Annotated in this window: 14 protein-coding genes; 7 read left to right on the forward strand and 7 right to left on the reverse strand. The window is 45.5% G+C overall.

The genetic code is table 11. From position 1 onward, the window contains the following. The first annotated feature begins 77 nt into the window (after positions 1–77). The 6 genes from lnt (at position 78) to ACDQ55_RS00110 (ending at position 8,417) form a co-directional block, all read left to right on the forward strand. Entirely contained in the window at positions 78–1,691 is a 1,614-nt protein-coding gene (lnt, locus tag ACDQ55_RS00085) for an apolipoprotein N-acyltransferase (protein ID WP_420978958.1), read from the forward strand. After that, complete coding sequence (locus ACDQ55_RS00090) at positions 1,672–2,463, forward strand: alpha/beta fold hydrolase (protein WP_420978959.1); 792 nt, start codon at positions 1,672–1,674, stop codon at positions 2,461–2,463. Before lnt ends, ACDQ55_RS00090 begins: the two co-directional genes overlap by 20 nt. A 20-nt stretch (positions 2,464–2,483) precedes the next feature. Beyond that, positions 2,484–5,093: a PKD domain-containing protein gene (locus tag ACDQ55_RS00095; protein WP_420978960.1), complete on the forward strand. Its 2,610-nt coding sequence runs from the start codon at positions 2,484–2,486 to the stop codon at positions 5,091–5,093. 315 nt (positions 5,094–5,408) lie between these two features. Further along, positions 5,409–7,337 (forward strand): PKD domain-containing protein, encoded by a 1,929-nt coding sequence (locus tag ACDQ55_RS00100; protein ID WP_420978961.1) that lies wholly within the window; start codon positions 5,409–5,411, stop codon positions 7,335–7,337. Positions 7,338–7,368: 31 nt separating this feature from the next. Beyond that, positions 7,369–8,124 (forward strand): SDR family NAD(P)-dependent oxidoreductase, encoded by a 756-nt coding sequence (locus ACDQ55_RS00105; RefSeq protein ID WP_420978962.1) that lies wholly within the window; start codon positions 7,369–7,371, stop codon positions 8,122–8,124. A 131-nt stretch (positions 8,125–8,255) separates the two neighbouring features. Beyond that, the gene (locus ACDQ55_RS00110; protein ID WP_420978963.1) at positions 8,256–8,417 is read left to right on the forward strand and encodes a hypothetical protein; all 162 of its coding nucleotides are present in this window, start codon (positions 8,256–8,258) and stop codon (positions 8,415–8,417) included. Positions 8,418–8,478: 61 nt separating this feature from the next. Here the strand turns inward: ACDQ55_RS00110 and ACDQ55_RS00115 are convergent, their stop codons facing one another. The 5 genes from ACDQ55_RS00115 to ruvA form a co-directional block, all read right to left on the reverse strand. Next, complete coding sequence (locus tag ACDQ55_RS00115) at positions 8,479–9,693, reverse strand: sialidase family protein (RefSeq protein ID WP_420978964.1); 1,215 nt, start codon at positions 9,691–9,693, stop codon at positions 8,479–8,481. Between the two features lie 4 nt (positions 9,694–9,697). Then, the gene (locus ACDQ55_RS00120; protein WP_420978965.1) at positions 9,698–11,980 is read right to left on the reverse strand and encodes a TonB-dependent receptor; all 2,283 of its coding nucleotides are present in this window, start codon (positions 11,978–11,980) and stop codon (positions 9,698–9,700) included. Between the two features lie 68 nt (positions 11,981–12,048). Further along, positions 12,049–12,351 (reverse strand): hypothetical protein, encoded by a 303-nt coding sequence (locus ACDQ55_RS00125; RefSeq protein ID WP_420978966.1) that lies wholly within the window; start codon positions 12,349–12,351, stop codon positions 12,049–12,051. Between the two features lie 251 nt (positions 12,352–12,602). Continuing rightward, entirely contained in the window at positions 12,603–19,880 is a 7,278-nt protein-coding gene (gene sprA / locus ACDQ55_RS00130) for a cell surface protein SprA (RefSeq protein ID WP_420978967.1), read from the reverse strand. A 36-nt stretch (positions 19,881–19,916) separates the two neighbouring features. Beyond that, positions 19,917–20,504, reverse strand: a complete 588-nt coding sequence (ruvA, locus tag ACDQ55_RS00135; RefSeq protein WP_420978968.1) for a Holliday junction branch migration protein RuvA — start codon at positions 20,502–20,504, stop codon at positions 19,917–19,919. A 188-nt stretch (positions 20,505–20,692) separates the two neighbouring features. Here ruvA and ACDQ55_RS00140 point away from each other — a divergent pair, with 188 nt between their 5' ends. After that, the gene (locus tag ACDQ55_RS00140; protein WP_420978969.1) at positions 20,693–21,703 is read left to right on the forward strand and encodes a beta-ketoacyl-ACP synthase III; all 1,011 of its coding nucleotides are present in this window, start codon (positions 20,693–20,695) and stop codon (positions 21,701–21,703) included. A 28-nt stretch (positions 21,704–21,731) separates the two neighbouring features. Here ACDQ55_RS00140 and ACDQ55_RS00145 read toward each other — a convergent pair whose 3' ends face one another. Beyond that, positions 21,732–23,678, reverse strand: a complete 1,947-nt coding sequence (locus ACDQ55_RS00145) for a sensor histidine kinase (RefSeq protein ID WP_420978970.1) — start codon at positions 23,676–23,678, stop codon at positions 21,732–21,734. After that, a complete protein-coding gene (locus tag ACDQ55_RS00150) occupies positions 23,675–25,456 on the reverse strand; it encodes an ATP-binding protein (RefSeq protein ID WP_420978971.1) in 1,782 nt (593 codons plus the stop codon). The genes ACDQ55_RS00145 and ACDQ55_RS00150 overlap by 4 nt, the downstream gene beginning before the upstream one ends. Between the last annotated feature and the right edge of the window lie 208 nt (positions 25,457–25,664).

Here is a 25,664-nt window from a genome sequence, read left to right on the forward strand (position 1 = left end):
AGTACGGGGCGCCTTTGTTTTACGTTATTCCCCGCTTATCTTCGCTACGATTCGTAATCAGAAATCCAACATTCTACATGAAGAAGCCTTACCTGTTGTTAAGCATACTAAGTGGCCTGCTCCTATGGTTAGCCTGGCCTACTATGCCGCTTACGCCGCTTATTTTTATTGCCCTTACCCCCCTGTTATATATCGCCGAAAAAGTAAAGCACCGCTGGAAATATTTCGGCCTGGTTTATCTGGCCTTTCTCGTATGGAATGCAGCATCTACCTGGTGGGTAGGCAATACTACCCTACCGGCCAGCGGCGTGTTTGCCAATTGCTTTAATGCCCTGCTCATGAGCATCCCCTGGCTGGCGTATAAAAATACCCGCAGAAAATTATCCGAACCTGTTGCTTATTTCGCCCTCATCGTATATTGGTTAACGTTTGAATATATTCACCAAACCTGGGAATTCAGCTGGCCCTGGCTAATACTCGGACACGCTTTTGCCCTGCATCCCGGTTGGATACAATGGTATGAGTACACCGGCACCAGTGGCGGTACGCTATGGGTACTGCTGGCTAATATCGTTATTTACCAGGTATGGAAAAAAGCGCGGATACACGAACTATCCTGGAAAGAACTGCTCCGTGGCGAATTATGGAAACCTTTACTGGTAGTGTTGCTGCCGTTGATCTTGGCCGTTGTTGTAAAACCCCTGCCAGATAATCCTGCCAGAAAAACAGCCGTAGTAGTGGTGCAGCCCAATATTGATCCCTACGACGAAAAGTTTTCTTCTGGCTCAGCAATGCAGCAACTGGAAAAATTAATGCGCCTCACACAACAACAAGCAGATACGAATACCCGTTATATTATCTGGCCGGAAACTGCTTTATTTCCTCAGGGAGCTTGGGAAAATGAGCTGAATTATCAACCGGAAATCATCGCTATCCGGCACATGCTGCATAAATATCCTAAAGCAAAATTGATCAGCGGAGCGGCTACACTGAAACATTACAGCAGCAGCGACGAAATACCCGCTACCGCCAGACAAATGAACGATGGCAGCCGCTGGGATGCATATAACAGTGCTATTCAAGTAGATACTACCAACAGTATACAGATCTACCACAAATACGAACTGGTACCCGGAGCAGAATTGGTGCCATATGTACAATACCTCTCCTTCCTGCAAGGCGTGGCGCTCGATTTTGGCGGTATTTCCGGCAGCTACGGCCGCCAGCCGGGAGTAAACCTGTTTACCAATCCGGCAGATAGTATCAATGTGTTCCCAGTGATCTGTTATGAGTCTGTTTTCAGTAACTATATTGCCTCGCATATTAAACTTGGGGCCAATTTGCTAGTCATTATCACTAACGATGGATGGTGGGGAGAAACAGAAGGACACCGGCAGCATCTTCAATACGCCAGAATACGTGCCATTGAAACCAGAAGATGGGTTGCCCGCTGCGCCAATACAGGGATTTCTGCAATCATTGATCCAGAAGGGAATATATATCAACCCCAACCCTATTGGAAAGAAGCGGTTGTGAAAGCAACTGTAACTCCGAGAACAGACATTACGTTCTATGTAAAAAATGGAGACCTGGTGTCGAAAGGGGCATTAATATTTTGTATCTTGTTTATCATACATGCTTTTATTTCACGATTTATTCCCGGTTTAAAACATGCGGAAATCGATCAATAACGGAAACATTACCTGGCTGGAAGAAGGACAGGGCGCGGTAGTAGTGCTTATACATGGGTTCTCAGAAAATGCAGGCCTTTGGGAAAAACAGATCAAACATCTGAAAAACCATTACCGGGTAATTGCCCCGAACCTGCCCGGAACAGCGGCAGTACCTATCACTACCCCGCTGTCTATCGAATCGATGGCCGAATACGTATATGCCATCCTGTTAGCAGCGGATATTCAGGAGGCAGTTGTTATCGGTCACTCTATGGGTGGCTATATTGCGCTGGCGCTGGCAGAAAAATATCCGGAACGGGTAAAAGGATTGGGGCTTTTCCACTCCACTGCCAAGGCAGACAGTGAAGAGAAAAAAGAGGGACGGCGCAAATCCATTAAACTGATGGAACAATACGGGGCAGAAACATTTTTACGACAAACATTACCCAATATGTTTAGCCCTGCCAGCAAAATCACCCAACCCGAACTAGTGGATGCATATATAAAAATGGGCCTGGAATGCCAGCTACCTGCACTCGTGGCCTACTACGAAGCGATGGCAGCAAGACCAGACAGAACCCGTATACTATCTGACATCCGGGTACCGGTATTGTTGATCATCGGAAAAGATGATAACGCGGTGCCGCTGGATAACATACTACCGCAAATAACTTTGCCACGTATCGGTAGCATTCATATTTTTGAAAACGTGGGGCACTTGGGAATGTGGGAAAGAGTAGTGGCTAGTAATGTGATCGTAGAACAGTTTATATCGTTTTGTCAACTATAATTGTTTAAAAACCGCGTGTTGTGAAAAAATTGCGTGTCCTGTTACTATGCCTGATGTGTACCCTAACGGCGCATGCCAGCCATATTATAGGTGGACAGATCTACTACAAATTCATCAAACAAGATGGGAACAATTATGTGTATAAAGTATCTATGAAGCTTTATCGCATCTGTGGCGGCGGTGCGAATGTGGCCAAAATGCCTACTGCTATTATACTTTCTTCCTTCGACAAAAAAGATTACCACTCCGTTGCCCAGTATACTATTCCCCAAACCAGTTTTGAGGAAAAAACTTCTGGCCAGGTAGACCCGTGTATCGTAAATCCGCCTACCATCTGCTACCAAATTGGCCTGTACGAAACGCAGATCAGTTTGCCCGCCAACGACGACGGTTATACGATTGCTTTCCAAAGCTGCTGCCGCGACCCCTTTATGGTAAACATCGTGGCAGAACAGATTCCTGGCTCCTCAGACCTCGGTACCGGTGCTACCTATTACATTGATATTCCAGGCGTAAAAAGCGGAGCTCCTACCAACTCCAGTCCTACTTTCAATACAGAAGCAGCAACCCTCGTGTGCGCAGGTAAAAAATTCACTTACGACTTCTCTGCCACCGACCCGGATGGAGATTCCCTTAATTATGAATTCTGTGACGCCTATAAAGGAGGAAAACCTACTAATGGCAGTATTCCGCCGCCGGCAGTTAATCCACCTTATAATTTTGTATCTTATATTGCTCCATACAATGGCCAACACCCACTGGGAGCTAATGTTACCATCGATCCCAAAACGGGCATTATCTCCGGCCTGGCGCCAGATGCAGGTAAATATGTAGTAACCGTATGTGTAAACGAATACCGGAACGGCATCAAAATAGGCACGCTCCGCAAAGATTTCCACATCACCGTAACTACCTGCGTAAAACAGGTAACTGCCTCCATGCCCAACAAATACGCCGACTGCGCTAGCTTTACCATTGTTTTCACCAATAACAGTACCCTGGGCAAGCCCTACTACTGGGATTTTGGCGATGGCACCACCCTTACCACCAACAGTACCGATCCTGTTACACATACCTACGCACAAGAAGGCGTTTATAACGTAAAAATGTATGTGGATAAAGCAAGCAATTGCGGCGACAGCGCTTTTGCTACCGTATATGCATACCCGGTATTTAAGGCAGATTTTTCCGCAACTGGCTTCTGTACCAGCCAAGACAGCAAGTTCACAGATGCCACCGAATCCGACATCGGTAATGTTGTATACTACAAATGGGATTTCGGTAACGGGGATACCTCCAATGTGCAAAACCCTGCGTACAATTACAAAACGCCAGGCAACTACAATGTAAAACTGTATGCCCGGAATGAAAAAGGATGCGAGCAAACTGTTACACATCCCATTACTATCTACGACAGGCCACCTTTCAGCGCCACCTCAGATACCTTGCTCTGCGCGAAAGACAGCCTGCATATGTGGGCTACCAGCAGTATGCCCGGTAACTTCAGCTGGACGCCGGATAATTACTATATCCTGAACCCCAACACGCCCGACCCTATAGTTTTTCCTCCGAAAAACTATACCTACAAAGTTACTTTTGAAGATACCCAGGGATGTGTAAATGAAAAAAATATCCTGGTAACTGTTCGTGATACCATCCTGATAAAGGCAAATAGTGATAGCACCGTTTGTACCAACGACCCAGTAAGCTTATATGCTTCGGCGGATGGCCTCTATGAATACCGCTGGCGCGATATAGGTACTAACCAGAATGTGTCTCAGGACCAAACAGCCATTGTAACCCCAACGCCCCCACGCACTTCCTATGAAGTAACTGCTTCTTTAGGTAAATGCCAAACCGCCGATACTGTTGCCCTGAAAGTGGTTGATCCACCGCAGGCCACAGCAGGACCGGATACAACCATTTGCTTCGGAGTGCCGCTGGCACTGCGGGCCAGCGGAGGCACTTATTACCAGTGGAAGCCAGCTTACTACGTAGACCAAGCCACATCACCGGTATCGTGGGCCCATCCTGTGGATACCACACTGTTTACAGTTACCGTAACGGATACCCTGGGATGTCCCAAAGCCGTAACTGCCACCACACAGGTAAATGTAGTGCCACAGGTACATGCTTTTGCCGGTAACGATACCATCATTATGCTGAATACTCCCTTCCAGCTTAATGCCACGGGTGGGGTGCGCTATACCTGGACTCCACCTGATGGACTGGACAACTCCAACATTGCCAACCCGGTTACCACCTACAACCATGATATTACCTACACCGTAACTGCCTATACGCAAGAAGGTTGCCCCGGTACCGACAATATCTTCGTCCGTTTCATCCTGGGACCGGATATTTATATCCCTACGGCTTTCTCTCCCAATGGCGACGGCCAGAATGATATCTTCCGCCCCTTGCCCGTAGGCATTGTGTCCATGGAATTTTTCCGCGTATTTGACCGCTGGGGCAACCTGATGTATTCCTCCACGGCCTACCTCAAAGGCTGGGATGGCACCTTAAATGGGCAAATGGCGCCTGTTGGCACCTATGTATGGGTAGTACAGGGGAAAGATATCAACCATAACACCATACAACGTAAGGGCGTTGTAACGCTGATACGGTAATGATCTTATTACCGTTTCCGGTAAGCGCCCATCTTAACAGCGATCGCTTTGCGCTGCTGTACAGCCCATTACCTGCTACCGGAATGCCCATACGGACATGGCACGCGTTCAAACGCTGATGCAGCCCTACCACTATAACGCCAATACGATCACCAATTCGTCTTACCGGTACGCTAATACGCCGCATTAACTGCAACATCCCAACGGTAAACCCTGCGAGCGTCAAAAAACGGTCATCCTGATAAGTTAAAGCACATTTGGTTGAACCGGATCTGCCCTTTTTTTGTTAAATTAAGAGAGCAGTACCACCCCATCATGAAGAGAGCAGTATTACTGGTGTTGAGTTGCTGTTTGTTCCCTTTCCTCGCAGCTGGATACCACATTATTGGTGGCGAAATTTATTATAAGACACTAGGAATGAACGGAGATAATACCCGCTACCGTTATCTCATCACACTTAAATTATATCGCGACGCAGACTTTACCTGCGGCGACCGGCAAGGCTGTATCGACAGATTTGAGAACCCTGTTACGGCGAATGTTTTTACAGCTAACGGCACCAGGGTGCTATCTTCTGTTTACCTTTATATGGATCATACCATACCCCTGATAGATACCCTTAAAAACCCTTGCCTGGCACCGCAAGCCCAGCACCTGGAAGTTGCTTTTTATACCGCCGTTGTAGAACTAGCGCCAGTAGCTGGCGGTTATTACATTTCCTCACAACGCTGCTGCCGTGGCGAACGGCTCAATAACATCTATGATTCAGAACATGAAGGCTCTACTTATTATACCGTTATTCCAGGTATAGAATCAAGGCCTAATAACAATAGCGCCTATTTCAGCAAAGACACGGCTATTGTTATTTGCAATACCATGCCTTTCACCCTGGATTATGCCGCCTACGACGAAGATGGCGACAGCCTTACCTATCACCTCTGTAATGCACTCACTGATGGCACCGATAGTAATGAAGGCAACTCTACCACTCCGCCGCCCTATAATACCATGGTAAGGTATATACCGCCTTTCTCTGGCGACAATCCTATGGGAGGCAGCCCGGGTATCACAATTTCAAATAAAGGGCTGATTTCCTGCACCCCCAATCAGCCCGGTAAATACGTAGTCACAGTATGCGTAGATGAATACGACCGGACGACAAAACAATTTCTGGGTACCCACAGCAAGGATATCCTGCTCACTGTATTTAACTGTCAGACCAAGATTACAGCAGGTTTTCCACCAGTACTGAATAACTGTACCACAGATCCCTCCTTCCTGATACCCATCTCCAATTCCAGCGTATCCGGCTTTACCTCCACTTATTACTGGACTTTTGGCGACGGTACAGACACCCTTACCAACGACAAAACCATGTTTTATCATCAATATCCTGATTCTGGTACTTATAAAGTAAAACTGGTAGTAAATCCCGGCCTTAACTGCACCGACAGCACCACCGGGATTATTAACAACTACCCGGGCTTAAAGGTCGGCTTTACCCTGGAAGGCGCCTGTAAAGGTTTGCCGGTACAACTAAACGATACCTCTTCCTATAGCTACGGCAACATTACCAGCCTACGCTGGGATTTCGGGGGAGCAGACAGCCTGGAAACTTCCGCCCTGCAACGTACACAACAACATATATTTACTAAAGAAGATACCTATACGATTTCATTGACGGTACTTACCGACAAACAATGCGAAAAAACCGTTACCCAAAGCTTGCAGGTATACGGTGTAAATCCTTTTGCCGGTAACGATACCATACTAGCCAAAGGACAAACAATGATCCTACAGGGCAGCGGCGGCGACTTCTATTCCTGGACGCCAACAGACGGGTTAAGCGATCCTTCGATTGCCCACCCGGTACTCAATTACAATCAGGATATTTCCTATGTATTACAGGTATCTAACCCCCAAGGATGCATAGGAACCGATACTATAAATGTGAAATATTACACCGGTCCCGATATTTATGTACCTACAGCATTTACTCCTAATGGAGATGGACAAAACGATTATTTCCATTTTATTCCTGTGGGGATCACTAATTACAAATTCTTCCGCATCTTCAACCGCTGGGGCGCTGAAATCTATTCCTCTACCGACTTCCGCGCCGGATGGGATGGCACCTACAAAGGCAAACCGGCTCCGGTAGATACCTACATCTGGATATTGCAAGGCACCGATTATAATGGCAAAGAAATCTCAAAAAAAGGATTCGTTGCCCTGATACGATGAACCTTATTAACTTGCACAAAAATTACGTCTCATGGGAATTGTTCTTATTACTGGCGCTACTGCCGGTTTTGGCCAGGCATGTGCTACCACATATGCTGGTAAAGGGTATGATGTAATCATTACCGGTCGCCGTAAAGAAAGGCTGGATGCTTTAAAAACACAACTGACACAAGAATTTGGCGTAAATGTACTGGCACTGAACTTTGATGTAAGCAAGCAGGAAGAAGTAACAAAAATACTGGGCAATATTCCGGAAGAATGGCAAAAAATTGATGTCCTTGTGAATAATGCAGGCCTCGCCGCAGGCTTAAGCACCATCGACGAAGGCGATACCAACGATTGGGACGCCATGATAGATACTAACATCAAAGGCCTCTTATACGTATCCCGTACCGTTATCCCCTGGATGCGCGCACGCACTACCGGCCATATTATCAACATAGGCTCTACTGCCGCCAAACTGGTATATGCCAAAGGCAATGTGTACTGTGCTACCAAAGCCGCGGTAGATGCAATTTCTCAGGGTATGCGGATAGATCTGTTGCCTCATCGCATAAAGGTAACAGCCATCCACCCCGGCGCTGCAGAAACTGAGTTTTCATTGGTAAGGTTCAAGGGAGATGAGGATAAGGCTAAAGAAGTATATAAAGGCTTTATTCCCCTCACCGCCCAGGATGTGGCGGATGTTGTATACTATTGCAGTACCCTGCCACCGCATGTTTGTATCAACGACCTGGTTATGACGCCTTTACAGCAAGCCAACGCTTATTATATCGATAAAAAATAACACATTGATGTGATTTCATGCTTTAGGTATAGTTTTTATATTTGGAAACGATAATATATATCACCCATATGCCGTGTTATTGGTTGAGACGATACCAATACAACTATCCTGAACTTGAAAACCATATCCCTATGCTTACATTTATCACTATGTACTTGCTGCGTCTGTACTATCCCAGGTGGAAAGAAGGATGGCGCTTCTATTTTGGCAGCTCCCAAAAGAGCAACTACGGCCGATGGGCATCGCGAAAAGATTGGAGCAGAGATAAAGGCTTTTCTTTTGGCTATAGCTGAGTAAACTTTTTGCTATTGGGATTTAGATAGCTGCTATCTAAATCCCAATTTCTTTCCTACATCAGGGCAAATCCAATACCTGTACTACCACTTCGCTATGATCCCCATTCCTCCGTTTGTAAGCCATCAGCGCTGTATGACCACTTGCTGCTGTTAATACCGGAAAATTCGCATAACTGCTGTCATTTGTTAGGATACCTTCCTTTATGGTATTACCCTCAGCCGATTTATATTGAAAACCTATTCTGTTATTGAAATCATTTCCCCATTTTACTGGCTCATCCCATACCACCAGCACCTGGTCATGAATGGTGGTCATCTGGGGATGCTTGGCCATAGGAGATCTGCTCAATGATTCTTTTTGCGTATAGGTATTGCCGTTATCAACAGAGCGACAATAAAAAACACCCTGACCGCCTCCCATAGTAAACCAGGCAAAGTGCAATCCCTGGCTGTTGGCAGTAAGCGTAGGCCCGGTATGCGGGCAACCGTTTACCACCCAGTTATCAGCGCTGATACGCACCGGTGCCGAAAAAGTTTTACCGCCATCAACAGACACCTGATGTACCATATCCCTGATAGAATCGTTAATAATCTTACGATAAGCCAGGTGAATATCACCATCAGGCGCTACATACATTTTAGTACGGCAGCACTGGCATACGGTAGCCGATACCGTCTTGGCCTGTTGAAACCCCTCGTGTTGCTGCGTAACAGCATAGTACAAAGCAGCCCCTTCTGCTGCCGTGGTTGTACGATTATCCAGCCAGATTGCCGCCACTTCCCCTCCAGGCAATAAAGCCATATCAAAATAACGCTGATCGTAACCTGCCGTATCTGTAACCAACGGCCTGGCAGGCTGCCACAACCTGCCTCCATCCAACGATTGCGTATACATTACTTTACCTGCATACTTATTCCTTTCATCATTAGCCGCTACTCCAAACAGGGCTAACACTTCCCCATCCGGTTTGAACAACAGCTTGGGAAGATTTTCATCATGCGAGAACACTCCCTCAGAAGTAGGAATCATAACAGGATTTGCAAACGTATAACCATTGTCGTTAGATACTGCATAATACATGTGCCCACTTGCTGCACTCCCATCCTGCTCCACCCAACTTACCACCATATTCCCTGTTGCATCATGGGTAATAAACGGACAGGAAGCATCCTTTCCTTCATGAGATATCACCTGTACTTTACCGTTTACCACTTCCTTTTGCCGGCAAGACAATACCGTTAACAATATCATTAATATAGTAACCTGTTTCATGTGATCAGTTTTTACCAGTGAATGTATAAGCTACACCGAAATTGAAAGTTTGCCGGGAACCTACCCGGTATGTTTTTCCATAAGCAGATTTTTCTGCTGTGGTGGCATATAATTTATCTCCGATATTCATACTATTCAACCAGCATTCAAATCCTTTAAAAGCATACCCTGCACGGGCATTAAACAGATCATAACCTCCATAGCGGGAAGTATTGGCAGGGTCCATATAATACTGGCTAATATGCTGCCATTCGCCACCGATCCTACATCCTTTCAACAACGCCGGTTTCCAGGTAATTTCTGCATTAGTGATCCACTTCGGTGCGCCATTCATTTCGTTGTTATTATATACTTTACTGCCATCGGTGTACGCTTTAAATATATGCGAAGCATATGTACCACTGCTGCGGATAAAGATACCTGGTAAGGGATTATATTTTATGTTCCACTCTATGCCGCTATGCAGCGTAGCGCCAGTATTACGGTTTACATACATACCATTTGCATCTCTTACGCTTACAATTTCGTTGCTGCCATGCATACGGTAAAGGCTTACATCTGCATCTCCTCTACTATGATCAAAGCTAAACCAACCGCCCAGTTCATAGTTATAATAAGTAGCAGGTTTCAATACCGGTACCTTCACTCCTGTATACAGGTCTGAAATATTTGGCGGCTCAAATCCTATACTGTAATTGGCATATATGCCCCTTTTCTTGTGCAGGTTGTATGTAAGGCCCACTTTAGGCGTAAGCGCATTAAAATTATTCCGTTCACTGGGTGCACCGGTATAAGCAGATGGCATCAACTGGTTCATGAAATGATAGTCCATCCGATCGTACCGCAAAGCGGCTACCACCTTCATCTTTTCTATCGGCGTCAATTCAAATTGCGTATATATGGCACTATTCAGCAACCCTACGCGATAGTCGGTAAGTAAAGAATCGGTAGACTGGTAACTGGCGTAATATCCGGCAATATCTTTCGTGATATCAATATAATTAGCTACATAAGTAGCAGGGCTGTAATCTGTGCTGATGCCGGTAATCCAGGCCGCCTTCTTCCAATTGAACTGTTTTTTATGCTGAACGATAATACCATAGCTATTGAAACCATCGCTATTGATTTGGCCATTGGCTTTTTGAGTACCAGGAATATCTTGTATCGCATAAAAAGGATTTTGCCGGATGGTATTATTCCTGAAGAAAGCTGTAAAACTGGTATGGTTATTATTGTTCCATTCATGTTCCAGTGTACTACGTATACGCAAAGCGTTTACTCCCCGGTAGGTGAAAGTCTGGAAATTACGGTAATCTTTAGCAAAGAAATGGGCGCTGTCGAGGCCGCCGGTTTGATCCGTTTTATAATTGATCAATGTTGCGGCATTGGTCCACTTATTCTTTTCATTGATCTGATTGTCTACTCTGGCTGTTAACGCCAACTTGTGAAAATCACTGTGATCCATATAGCCATTGCGCTGATCGGCATAATAGCCGCTCACTATAAAGCCTACCTTTTTTTCAGTGTTAGACACGCTAAAATCTGCTCTTTTATAACCCCAGTTGCTGCCTTCGAGTTGTACTTTAGCAGTAGGCACTAAGGTGGGAGCGGCTGTAATAAAATTAATAGCGCCACCCACTGCCTCACTGCCATACAGAGAAGAAGCCGGACCGCGGATCACTTCTATATTTCTCAGGGCCGCCATATTAATTTCTATCAGGGCATTGTGGTTAAAGTCTCCCACAGTACGGATAGGAATACCGTCTTCCAGATAAAGGAACAGGCTTTTATAACCAATGGGCTGCCGGATCGCCATAGTATGCTGCTCACTGCCCAGATCTACCATATACACCCCGCTTACTTTATTCAATACCTGGTCTAGCGTAGTGGGTTTGGCTTCATTCAACATTTGTGGCGATATTGTACTGATGGCAACCGGCGCTTCTGAACGTGGCTGTTTATCGCGGGAAGAAGATACGATCAGCTCATTGAGATGCATAGCGCCTGGCTGCAGATAGATGAGTGGCATATGAGCCACAGCAGCAACTGGCAGTTGCCGGGAAATATAACCTATATAGGATACTTCTATAGAATCGGTGGTAGTAGCAGCCAATTCGTATCTGCCTTGTGCATTGGTATTGCAGCCTGTTGAAGCATGCAATAATCTTACACTCACACCAGACAAAGCTTCTTTGGTTTGGGCATCAGCTATGCGCCCATGCAATTGCTGTGCATAACTGCTATACGCAGCGATACACGCAATGATGAGTAAACAACATTGTTTCATATACGTAATAAGTTAACCATTCGCTGGTAGCGAATAGCATCAATCAGGAAGTAATGAGGAGGATAATATCAGGAAACTATCCGCTGTGGCGGATGGAAAATAGTATTTACCCAGGTAGGAAGATAGGGGTCCTTATAAAAAGAAGAAAAAGTAATATGATTAGTATAACCGTGTGAAACATCAAACGTCAGTATCGATTCTACAAACATTACTTCGTATTTATCTTTACCGTTATTATTATTTTTTTCCTGCTGAGCATCTCTGTCCAGCTCTTTTCTAAGATGACAACGCCCGTTACAATGCATTTGTGGCTTGCTCCTATTCTCACAAAGTTCTTTGGCGATATACGACTGATTCACCTCAAACTGCATAACGATCATGCTTTTGCTGAAGTTCTGCAGCAAAAGACCTAGAAAAATGCATATAATGGGAATGAATTTCACGCGGCAAAACTAGGGAAAAAACATGGAATACTATCTATCCCAATACCGGCAAAAAAGAAATAAATATGGGGTAAAAATACTGATATATTTATCCTAACTATCTCCAATCTGCTAAAAATACAACAGGGTTACCTGTTGTAGGCAACCCCGTTGTTAGTATAGTATCCTGAGTGTGGTTGTTATTGCGATAATACAAACCGGAAGGTGACACCTCCACTTGTACTCGTAATCGGGTAGGAAGAGGAAATAGCCGGAATAGTTTGCCTCCGGTCGTAGAAGAAGCGGAGATTTAACCGGTTATTCACTACATAATCGATCGATGGTGAAATCCCTATTACTTTTTGTCCGGTAGTTGGTATAGACAAATCGGCATCCAGGCGATTATTGGCGGTAAGGTCGTTACGGAAGCTCAGATCCAGGCGCATATTCACATCGTTCTGCAATTTCTTACCACCGTTCTTATTAAGGGAGAATGGTAATTGTACTCCCCTGATGCGATAGCCACCGCCGATAATAATTTCACTGGAACGTATCTCTGTGAGCTGGTAATCAATCAGGCTCAGGCTGAGAGAGCGGCTCTTCCTGAATTCAAACCGTGCATTCAGACTATTCACAAAAGTAAGGTCTATTCCGATCAGCGGAGAGAAGGCTTCTGTAAGGGTAAGGTTAGGTACTACAAAATAAGGATAGTAGTTACCAGACACTGTGTCCCTAAAGGAAGGATAACCAGCTAAACGTGGATCTTCAAAATACATAGATGTATTATAAGAGTTCATGCTCAATGATCCGGTATATGCATGCCTGATCGTAAAATTGGTCAGGAAAGAGCGGAAAGGTTCCAGTTTCGTTAACCCATTGTAAGTAAGGCTCCAGTTAGGCTTAGGCACATAATTACTGAAAGGGTTACTTTTCACATTATCATTCCCTTCTTTCATCAACCCTACCTTACTAGGATCGCTTCCTGTATATGCTGCCAGGAAGGCCGGTATCAATACATCCTGTGCATAACGGGTATAACCATACGCATAAGTAGGATCTTTTGGATCGGTAGCCGGAACGCCCGGGTCTCTATTGTAAGGGTTAATAGCGCCCAACCTTTTCGAAATAGCGTTACGATAAGACTCAAAATTGCGGAAAGTCTGGGATACCCCATCAGAGGTATTGATCTGGCCAAACATGGTCTTAATAGCGATATAAGTTATCTCAAAACCACCGGCATCGTATGGGCTCAGGTGTTGGTAGTCTGTTGGGTCTGTCAGGTTCTTAAAAAGCTCTGTATGCGTTTTAGTAAACGACTTGGTCATGTTAAGATCAATACGCAGGTCGTTCACCGGCTCCAATTGCGCCTGCAAGTCCCATCTCTGGGTAAATTGTTGCTGGGCCTGTATATTGAAGGTAGTGTCCGGCGTGATCAGGCCTTTCGCTGCAAAATTGTCGAACCACTTTCTATCCGGCTGATATCCGAGTACAAAATTAGCTCCTGGCGACATAGTAGCCCAGTTCATACCCAGTACCTTAGTGCTGTCTATATAACCTGGCAAGCGGGTACCGGCATTTTCGTTATAGTTAAATCCAACACGTTTCAGCATGGTCAATGGCTTCAATAAACCTTTTACCCAGGGGGATATATCATCAGAGGATATCTGCGGCTGTTGCTGCTGTTGTTTATTATTAGCGCCTGACTTATTATTATTCTGATTATTGTTAGCTGGTTTTCGTGCATTGATGGCCCGTAATAGCTTCGATTTATTGTAGAGGTCGGTGAACCTGAATTCGGCTACGAGGGTTTTCTGCTGGCTGTTCTCTATGGCGTTACCCAGGTAGAGCGCCAATTGGGAAGCACCGGTCCAGGTATACGTGGTACTATAACCGAATGATATGTTCGTCCAGTTAAAGGCTGGGAACTTTGCCGTCGGCAATGTATACGTGAAGTTAGCATTGTGCGTATAGTTAGTAGTACGCCCGCCTTTGAAGAAGTTCCGGCGCACGGTGTCCTTCTGGGCTGGGTTATCCAATGGGCCGTTGGGCTCATCTATACGTGCACTGTTCACTGCGTTAAACTCGAAATTGATGCTTTTTGTAAAATCCCACTTCAAGGTATAATACCGGTCGAAGGTGAAATATTTATTATAAGTTTCCGGCAGCTGGTATTTCAAATCCCCTCCCACGTTACGCACACGGGTAGCGCCAAACTGTCTGGCAATATCTGCCCGGAAGCTCAGAATAGACGGTACATAATTGACGTTGAAATCGCGGATCAGATCCAACCAATGCGACTTGCTGCCGATCAGTCGTTTAAATGGCTCCAGGTAATGTGGCTGGCCAGCAAAATTGTAGCCCAAGCCACCCCGATGTTTAGTAAGTAAATCATTCTGGATCAGTGGGTTATGGCGCAGTATCTGGGAAAAAGAATAACTAACATCAAAATTCTCCAGATCCCATAGATGTCGTTTCTTACTGCCCATGCCCATATTTATTTTTCGAACGTTGGTAAAGTTCAAACTGGTAATGGAAGTAAAGTCCTGGGCATTTTTCCGGATAGAATCCTTCTCTGTCCGTGTTCTGGCCAGAGCAATCTTGTCTTTCAGCTTAATATCCAAATCATAAGGATCAAATTCGGGGTTACTGGCCGATTGTGAATACCCGGCATATACGGGAATGGAAATACCTACTTTCTTTGGCAGCAGTTTACCCAGGTCGAGGTTGGCGGCAGCATCGTATTGCAAGAAATTATCCTTAAAGCGGTCATTTACCCGCTGATCTATATTACCAAATCCTGCGGTGTGCATATTACCCGAAACCGAAATAGTACCCAGGTCGGAAAGTTGTATGTCTACCCTTCCTAAGGCCGCATACCCGCCCTTTTCATCGAAATCGGCCAAACGCAGTTCATCGAACCATACTTCCGCACATTTCGGCTGGCCATCATCTTTAGGGTTCATCACACCAATCATCATGGTGCGGGCATCTCCCAGGCTCGGGTTACCTACCACCGACATGAAGTTGCCATATTTGTCGGCTACCGGCACCTGCGGATAAGGCAGCAATGGAGAACAGGAATCGCACATATTACGCTTCTGTTTCAATGCACTCAGTTCAGACATCAGCAGGTCCATATTATTGCGTTCCGGCCAAATGTCCTGTGGTGTTTTAGGTCCATTCCAGTCGGTTACCTTCAACGGGATGCGGTACTCGTAATAGTTGCTTACAAAATCGCTACCGATACGGATCACTGCCTGTACTTGCCCATCTTTCAATGCGGTGGCTGCTCCTGTTGCCTCGGCGTGCATGTACATCTGTAAACGCTTGTACTGCCGCATATCCATGTTCAACGTTTTGTACAAAGCACGGATCTCGCCATCCTGCAGATTACAAACCTGGGCAGATAGTGATTGCTCATTTAACTGCAGGCTGGTATTGTTGGTGCTGATAGTATTTTGCCTTACTACTCCCGGAGGCAGCACATAAGGAATAGGCGTACGGGAAGAATTTTCTTCAATATTTACAGCAGAAGAATTAAAAGTAGTGGTGTTATCCAACGGAATAGGATCGCCTGGTTGCAGCTCATACATGTAACGACGCCACTGGCTGCGCACCAGCGACAAGGCTGCAAAGCGCACTACTACAGAATCAGAGAAGTTGGTGAGGAACATACGCATAAAGCGGATGGATTTAAAATCGGCAATGCCTCCCACTTTCGCATTAAACTGGTTGATCGGTATTTTAAACTGGTACCAGGTTTCTGTGGTATGTTTATTATTAGCTAAGGTTACATCAGCATCTACTTTATCCACAATAAAGTTGCTGCCTACTTGCATATTGGGTTTCAGGTCTACCCGGTACTGGAAATACGATTCATTTTCATTCATCGTGTTATCCTTGTTCAGGTCTTCTGATTCCGGAATATTAGTAGCGGCAGAGGAGTATTGCGACTTAGGGTCGGCCACCGGGGAGTTCCCTTCGGGATTGCTGTAGTTTTTATAGCGTTGCAGGATGGGTAACCCATTGTATTGTGGATCGCGGTAATGTTTATAGTCGTCGTTGGCCGGGTCTTGCATGGCATGGGCCAATACGGGGCTACCGCCATAGTTCATACTCAATGTGTCCAGATACCCTTTAAAAAAGGCTGCTTCGTCCTGCGATTTCAGACCATCATATCCCACATCCTGGTAGCTACGGATGTTTACGTCGTTATCGAATGCCTGGGTGATCTGCTGTTGAAACTTCGGCTGGCGGCCCCATCTGGATGAATCGACCTTATTAGGGTCTTTATTGGGATCGGGCATACCATTTTCAAAGAATTTCTTTGAATCCTTCAGGATATCTTCCGATACATCTCCCAGGTTAAAATACAGGGAACCGCCGGTACTACTGGAATTCAGGATAAAAGGATCCTGTATCCAGAATTCAATATATTCTATATTGGCAGTTTCGAAATCACTGTTATCAATAGCCCGCATAATACCACCCCATTTGTTTTGGGGGCTGGTTAATCTGCCATTGCGGTCCATACTGCCTGTGGCATTTGTAAAGTTATACGGACCTCTTTCCTGTGGATAATAAGCCAGGTCAAGGGTACTTAATTGGCTTTGCCCAAAGTCGGTAGACTTATTTTTGAACACTTCTTTTTGGTACACCAGCCTTACGCGTGGATCTGACTGATCATCCAGGGAAATACCGGAAGGCAGGTTGGGCGACTTAGGTATTTGTAAAGTAGGCTCAATGATGTACCAGGCCAGCTTTGCCCTGTTTTTACCATAGTCAAAGGAACTACCGGCATCGGCTTCAGGGAACAATATCCTGCCGCCAGCATCGGTAGCGCCTTTAGGCGTAGAAGCCAATGCCCAGTTGGTAGCCGGAAATTTCAGGTCATAGTCGCTCTGTACACCTTCAAAATCATCGATATAAGCAGTTCCCTGTTTGCTGCCGGGTTCGTTTACCAGCTTACTGTGCCCGGGAAATAAACGGGCCACCTCACCGGTAAACAGGATATTGGAAGGCGAAGTACTGGTATAGTTGGGCAGTTTATCGAGGAAGCGGTTCAATCCCTTCCATTCAGAAGCGTAGTTAGCATCGAAGCCCACCATGGTGTTTTTAATCGGGTCTTCCCCGTAGTTCACCTTTTGGTAATAGGGCCGTTCGCTCATGCGCACCACAGTACCACCAAGACTTAATTTATCATTCACGGTATAATCCAGGCGGGTACCAAAGTAATTACGTACCTGCTGGCCGAACATCGCATCGTTTTCGAACTGGACGTTGATGGGCACACCAGAATTCAAGATCCCGCCATTAATGATTTTCAGTCTGCCGAGGTTATAATCGATGATGTAGTCAACGTTTTCCCGTAATTGTTGTCCTCCTGCAGTTACGGTTACCGATCCCGGGGGAATGGTACCTGCTCCCAGGCTAATTTCTGAGGAACTGGCCGATTTATAGGAACCCCTTATCACATAGCGGTTCAGTTGTGGGAACTGCTGGGCCACTACCTTGATAGAGTCATACAAAATACTGTAGAGATATTGTTTCTCCAGGCTGGCATTCCCGCCAAAAGCTTTTTTCAGACCATCGCCAAAGGGCTCCAGCACCGGGAACATGATCTTCCCCATCTGGGAATTGATCGTATACCCTTCTACGTAGTCAAAAATGCCATCCGGCTGCGGGTCTAACTGGTTGTTGAGACGGTCCAGGTTAAGGATGGTTATAATAGGGGCACCCTCATAATTACCTCTGGCATCAGGAAGGTAGCGTTTATCGCTGGGGGGCCTGCCTTCGGCGCCGGGATCTTTATAGTACACATCCATCCGGAAATCCTCTTTGTTCACCGCAAAGGCGCCGGTAGAATAGATATTTTTCATCATCAGGTCCCAGATCGGCAAAGAAGGACGGGCAGCAGTGGCTTTCAGGAGCTTCAGGAACAACACAGGCTGATTGGCGCTATTGTTCTGGTCTGGCGGCACATCCTGCGAAAATTCCCCCACCTGGTATACCCTTCCATTGTAGGTATACTGGTAAGCAACCGCCAGTACCTCATCGGGTTGCAGTTGTTGGTTCAGGGAGATGAAACCCAGTTGCTTGTTATAGGTATATTCGGTAGAGTCGAGCTTACGGGCAAAAGTTTTCTCAAATTCTGAAACGGGCTGTAGTCCTAACGCCAGCAACCTGCTGACGACCGTTCCGGTATTACGGCTGGCCGGATCGCTGATCAGGTTTGCATACAGGTTGTTGGTACCTCTGTCTGGCAGTTTAGAATTGGTATTAACGCGAATAGTTGGGTTATATGGTTTATACTCTGCCAGGTCCATCAAGCCTACGATATCGCGTGTTTGGGTAGTGGCACCGGTTTTATTGGTAGCCCATACTTCCAGGCGGGTAATATTCACCATGGAGCGTATAATCGGCAAATTGGACATTGCATAGTTAAAAGTATCGCGGAAGAACTGCGCCAACAGGAAGTGGCGGTTATCTTCATACTGATCGGCTGTCAGGTTGTAGTCCTGCACCTGGGTACCGCCTTTCAGCATGAGGTTCTGCTTCTGTGATTTTTGGTTAGAAAGCACGCTGGTTACTGTTAAGCGTCCAAATTGCAGTTGGGTTTTCACCCCAAAGAGAGATTGTATACCCGTTATCAGACTGCTACGCAAGGGGAAACTAACATTACCAGCTTCTATTTTCTTGATAATTTCATCGTTATAGCCGGTGTATTCCAATTTTACCTGGTTCTCAAAATCGAACTGCGACTGGGTATTATAGTTAGTGATCAGTTTCAGTTTATCACCGATCTTTCCTACCACGTTCATATTAATGCCCATATCAAAGTTGAAACCACCGTTCTTCCTGGCTTGTTCTACCAGCACCGGGTTTTTGATATTCTGGCCTTGGTAGCCAAAAGTGAGGTCCAGGCTACCTTGTGGGCGTATATCTACCTTGCTACCGCCAAAAATTCGGTCGAAGAGGTTATTGCCGTTGTACAAAACAGGCCCGTCGCTTCGCTGATTAAGGTTGCCCAGGGCGCTGGCTCTTTTTTGCCAATAATCCTGTTCACTACGTGTAGTTTGCAGCTTCCAGAAATCATCGAAGCTCATGTAGGTAGGATTACGGTAATACTGGCTACCCACTTTTTCGGTAACAGTATATTGCCTGGTAACCGGATCGTAATCTACTGTTTTGTTTATATTGGCAGGGTCTTTCAGGTCAATAGCTCCCCCCGACCCCTTATCAGTTATGTTAGGGCCTCGTCTGTCCTGAAGAGGGTATTTCAAGGTATCTTTTTTTCCGGTAGTATCTTTTCTTGCAGTAGTATCGATTTTGGTTTGACCTGTAATTGTGGCATCCGGCATCCATCTCTTTCCCGATAATTTCAGATTTCCAGAACGATCCCTAGCGGCAGTATCAAAAATGATAAAAGATACAATTGCTAGCACGGCAAAAGCACCATAGTATGTTTTTCTTGCCAAGAAAAATAGGTTTTTATAGAGGATTTTATTTATAAATTATAAACTTCTCAGTGCTTTTTTGATTAGCTCTTCCAAGTTTTGCAATAGTGGCTCATTTTTCATAACTCGCTGGATCGCCGATTCGGCCATGTTCCGGGCTATACCAAGAGCTATCAGTGCATTTAACGCATCTTCGTGCATTGTATTGTTTGCAACGGCAGATAAATGTGTTCCGGTATCCTTATGTTTCTTTACTTTGTCTTTCAGCTCCAGAATAATTCTTTTGGCTGTTTTCGCGCCAATACCCTTTACACCCTCTAACATTTTTTCATTTTCCATCATAATAGCACGTTGTACATCTTCAGGTTGTAGAGAAGACAACATCATACGTGCAGTACTGGCACCTACACCGGAAACGCTGATCAACAGCAGAAAAAGACTTCTTTCCGCCTCTTCAAAAAAACCATATAAAGTATGCGCATCTTCTTTTATCTGGAGGAAGGTTAACAATTTACAACTCTCCATATCCTGTATCCGAGAATACGTATTGAGGCTGATTTGTATTTCATAACCAATTCCATTTACATCCAAATGCACTAGCGCCGGTGATTTATAGGTCAATTTTCCATTCAGATAAGCTATCATACAAGGTAACGGTTCAGTAATTTAAGTAAACTTTTGGAAATTGATTAATAATGTGTTGAGAAGACCGCCGCAAAGATGCTAACTTTTAGCGGATTGGCAACCTTAAAGTTCGTCATATTTGACTTTTTTAGGAAATATACGTTTATATCGTATTTTTACGCCTCGTTTTAAACACATATTTAGTTTATATGAATAAAATAACGGCCGCTATTACAGCGGTGGGTGGGTATGTTCCCGATTACGTCCTAACCAACCAGGAATTAGAAAAATTAGTAGATACAACGAACGACTGGATAATAACCCGGACGGGCATATCGGAAAGGAGAATACTGAAAGGAGAAGGAAAAGGGACATCTGACCTGTGTGTACCGGTTGCGTTGGAAATCTGCAAAAAAAGAGGGATTACGCCGGAAGAAATAGATCTGTTAATCGTAGCAACAGTTACGCCAGACATGACCTTCCCCGCCACTGCTAACGTAGTTACCGATAAAATCGGTGCTAAAAATGCTTTCGGTTTCGACATCAGTGCAGCCTGTTCAGGCTTCCTGTATGCGCTGGATACTGGCGCCCGCTTTATTGAAAGTGGCCGTTATCAAAAGGTAATGATCATTGGAGCTGATAAAATGAGCTCTATTATCGATTATACCGACAGAACTACCTGTATCATTTTTGGCGATGGCGCCGGTGGCGTGCTGCTGGAGCCTAACACAGATGGCTACGGCGTAGTAGACAGCATCCTGAAAAGCGATGGACATGGCCGTGAATACTTGCACATGAAAGCCGGCGGCTCTGTGAAACCTGCTTCTATTGAAACAGTGACCAACCGCGAACATTATGTGTACCAGGAAGGGAAAATGGTGTTTAAATATGCCGTATCCAACATGGCACAAGCAGCGAAAGACCTCATGGTACGTAACCATCTTACCGCTGATGATATTGCCTGGCTAGTACCACATCAGGCCAACAAACGCATTATTGCTGCTACCTCCCAATACATCGATGTACCAGATGATAAAGTAATGATGAATATCCAACGCTATGGTAACACTACAGCCGGCACTATTCCATTATGCCTCTGGGACTATGAAAAGCACCTGAAAAAAGGCGACAACCTGATCATGGCTGCTTTTGGAGGTGGATTTACCTGGGGCGCCAGCTATATCAAGTGGGCGTACGACGGCGATAAATTCGGGAAATAAGATATTTTCAACAGACATATAGCTATAGTTATCCGGGCGGATATATTTGCCCGGATAAATTATAACTTTCCCCATACCCGCCCTTCAGCATACAGGTAAATACCAGGTATTTTCCCTCACTTTCAGTTATTTGAACGGTTCCTTTCATTTTGGTTACAAAATCGCTGGTAATGGCATAACTCAACGCAAACATATCGTGCTGCCAATCCGCCAGGGAAGCTATAATTACTGCCGCCTCCGGACCTGCATCTGCCATAAAACGGAAATAGGCTACACCGCTTTCCTCCCAGGCTGTAATAATGACTAAACTGCCCGGCAAAGCATATTGTATCGATAAACGCAACAAATGTAACTGCACTACATGCAACATTTCCCCATCCCCCTGTAGCACAAAATCCTGTGGCACCAGGTTCTTTACCACTACCGCCTTTTCTGCTGCTGCCCCCGCAGTGATCTTCAATAAAGCCTGGGTAATATCGTATAACCGGCAGGGTAATTCCTCGTATACAAAACCCGACAACTGTAACCGTATCCACTTTAAAATATTATCAAACACGCTTAGGGTACTCCCGGAAGCAGCCGCAATATCTTTCATCAATATCGTCATGGCGATAGGATCTGTATCTTCCTCTTTCAACCGCTGGGCAATACTGGAAATGCGACGCAAAGGCGCCCGGAAATCATTGGCAATAATAGTGATCAGCTTATTTTTGAACTCATCGTTGGCCCTTAGCTGCACATTTTTAAGGGAGATACCGGCATAACTTTCTGCCAGCAATTGTTCCTGGAAGCGGGCCAACCGGTAATGCCGGTAACGGCTAAACAATAATATGACCAGCAACAATACTACAATAAATACCCCTGCCAACACCCGCTGGCTATTCCGCTTATCTGCCAACACTACTTCCAGTTGCTGTTGCTGCAACTGGTTGAGATGAGCCAATTGCTGCAAACGTTGTTCTTTCAAAAAATAATCAATGTAGTTCACCACCTGGTAGCCAGGCTGATAACGCGGCTGTTTTGCTAACCGCATTACTTCCCGGCTATAATAGCCGATGCTGGCCGTATCCTTTTGGGCCTGGTAATAATCGTACAGCCCTGCCAGTACGGGTAGGTTCAAGGCTTCACAACCGGCCTCTTTCGCCAACTGGTAAGACAATACCCGGTAATGGGTAGAATCGGTGGCATACCCCATCTGCTGGTAATCTTCCAAACGGTTGTAAATATCCATCGCCACATAAGGCAGCCCTCTATGCAAAGCTTCTCCAGCGAGGGCATTAATCCTGGCTTCTGCTGCTGCTCCCCTGCCTTGTTTTACCAAACTATCGGCACCATAAGCATCTATGTATAATTTCAATCTCGACCACGGATATTTCCCACAAATCGCTCTCGCAGTTTGCAACGCCCATAGTACGGAATCCTTACGTTTAATATCTTTATAAAAACGCATTACATAATTCACTAATAATATACTATGGATGGAATCTTCGGAAGGGGGCAACCGGGAAGCCATCTGAAACGCTTCGTAAAAGTAATTATTAGCATCTTCCACCCTACCCTGGTTACGGTAATAGAGATAAAGATTACTCAGCGTTTTACAAATACGCGCACTGTCAGACATGGCCCGGTGCAATTGTAATGCCCTGTAAGCATAAATACTGGCGATATTGAAATCTGTTCTTAATGCAAAACAAAAGCTCATTAAGTCGTAAGCATCTGCGATGCCCTTAGTATACCTGATGCGACCAGCTATTTCCTGTTCTTTTAAAGCATAGAGAAAGCAACTGTCGATATTCATCATCATATATAGGGCGCCAATTTTTCCCAACGTATTCACATATTGGGTACTATCCTGCTGTACAGACAATTCATGTAACAGTCCTGGCAACTGAGGACCTTGTGCGAAAGCCCTGGGGATGCCATACAACAGTCCTGCTACGATAAATAACCCGTAAATAAAACGTATATAGCTCATGGCTGGTGTACAGTTGGCTGCGCATCTGGCAACTGGTAATAAAAAGTGCTACCTCGTTGTGCATTGTTTTCTGCCCAAATTTTTCCCTTCATTTTATCCATAAAATCTTTGCAGATGATCAGCGCCAACCCGGCGCCTTTACTACTTCTTTCCTGCTCGTATGCCTTGCGGCTCCAGGCAAACAGCTTTGGCAACACCATTGCATCAATACCAGGTCCTTCATCAGAAAAGGCTACCATTATTCCATTGTTCTTACGTATAGCGCTAATCGTAATCGTGCTGTTCCCGGGAGAAAATTTAATGGCATTATGCAAAAAGTTGCGGTGTACAAATTGCAACATCTCATAATCGGCCAATACGGTTGTACCTACCGGGATATCTATCCGCAACCGGATGCCTTTGGCAATAAGATCGCGGTGTTGGCTCTGTTCAGCAGTACTGATCATAGCTGATAGCAACAGTGACTCCGGATGGTAAGTAAAGCCGGATAGTTGGGTGCGTATCCATTTCAGTATATCTTCAAACATTTTCAACGTAGCCGAGGCGGTTTGCTCTACTTCCACGATCATTTCTGCCGCCTCTGGAACAGTGAGTGTTTTTCCGTCGATAAACCCGGTGATGTTTACAATATTGTGCAAGGGTGTTCTGAAGTCATGGGCAATCACAGAGATCAACTTGTTTTTAAAATCATCACTATCCTGCAATACAAGGTTCCCTTTGCCGATCTCTTCCCGGAGAATAGCCATACTGGCAACGTTCATATGGGAAAGACGGTAAGCCCGGATAAAGTACATTAGTAAAGTGGCCAGTAATAAGGCGATGGCAGTAATAAGGGCCAACTGGAGGTACCAGAAACGGTTGGTTGTAATGTTATGCTGCAATAAGCGGGACTGGGATTGATGTTCCTGCCGCAGGGAATCCATCCATTCATTGCCAAACGTATAAGAAAGATAATCGGCTTCTCCGGCCTGTAGATCTTCTTGCTGCTGTTGTATAATCTGTAGCGCGATGCGGCTATACTTAGCCGCATCAGCAGATTGATGATGCTGTATGCACCAATCGTACAGGCCATTGACCACCGGTAGCAGCAACCCTGCGTAACCGCCTGCTACCGCATATTCCACAGCTTTGCGCCGGAGCTGCAAAGAATCCGGCTGCTGTTGCCAGCTATGGTAACCGGCCAGCTGCACGCAGGCATACATGGAAATATAGTTAAAACCGGCACTATCAGCAGCAGGTATCACTTCGTGCAAGATCTGTTCTGCCATTGCCGTTTGCCCTGCCAGCAAGGCTTCGTGGGCCTTAAAAAGGCGGGTATACAACAAGCCCATCTGGCTGTGGTAGCGTTGGTGGATAGCCATAGCCTGTTGCAGGGCTTTCCGTGCAATAACCTGTAAATTGGAATCTGCGTTGTTGATAATGTAATATTGTGTTAGCACCCAGGCGCGGAGAGAATCAAGACCTGATTTCCAGGCCACTTTTAAGGCACGGTTCACAAAGCGTTGCGCTTCTGCATGCTGCCCCTGGTATTGGTAGCAATTACCCATATTCAGCAGCGAAAGCACTACCCCTGTAGAGTCACCGGCAGCGCGACTGGCCGTTAAAGCATTATCGTAAAACAGGAAAGCCAGGTAATTATGCGGACGCAAAGTATAATAACGCCCAAGGTTGTGCATAGCTTCCCTTTGCCCTTTCCCATCATGTATCCTTATTGAAAGTTCATTGGCAGCTTTAGCGTACCATCCGCTACTGTCGAGTTGGCATGGGAGGTACAACATCGACAACTGATTGAGTGCATCCACATATTTTATACTATCCGTAATATGTGGCAACGCATACTTAACAGTTGTAATTTCATTGTGCTGGGCGCACAACAGGCGAGGAACAAGTAGCAGGCACCAAAGGCCCACATAGCGCAAACCTACCATGATATGGAATCAACAGAGGGTAAATTAGCGCTATTTCATGTTCCTGTTGTTATCCATT

Origin of the sequence: Chitinophaga sp. 30R24, assembly GCF_049056765.1 — a bacterium.
Classification (GTDB): Bacteria; Bacteroidota; Bacteroidia; order Chitinophagales; family Chitinophagaceae; genus Chitinophaga.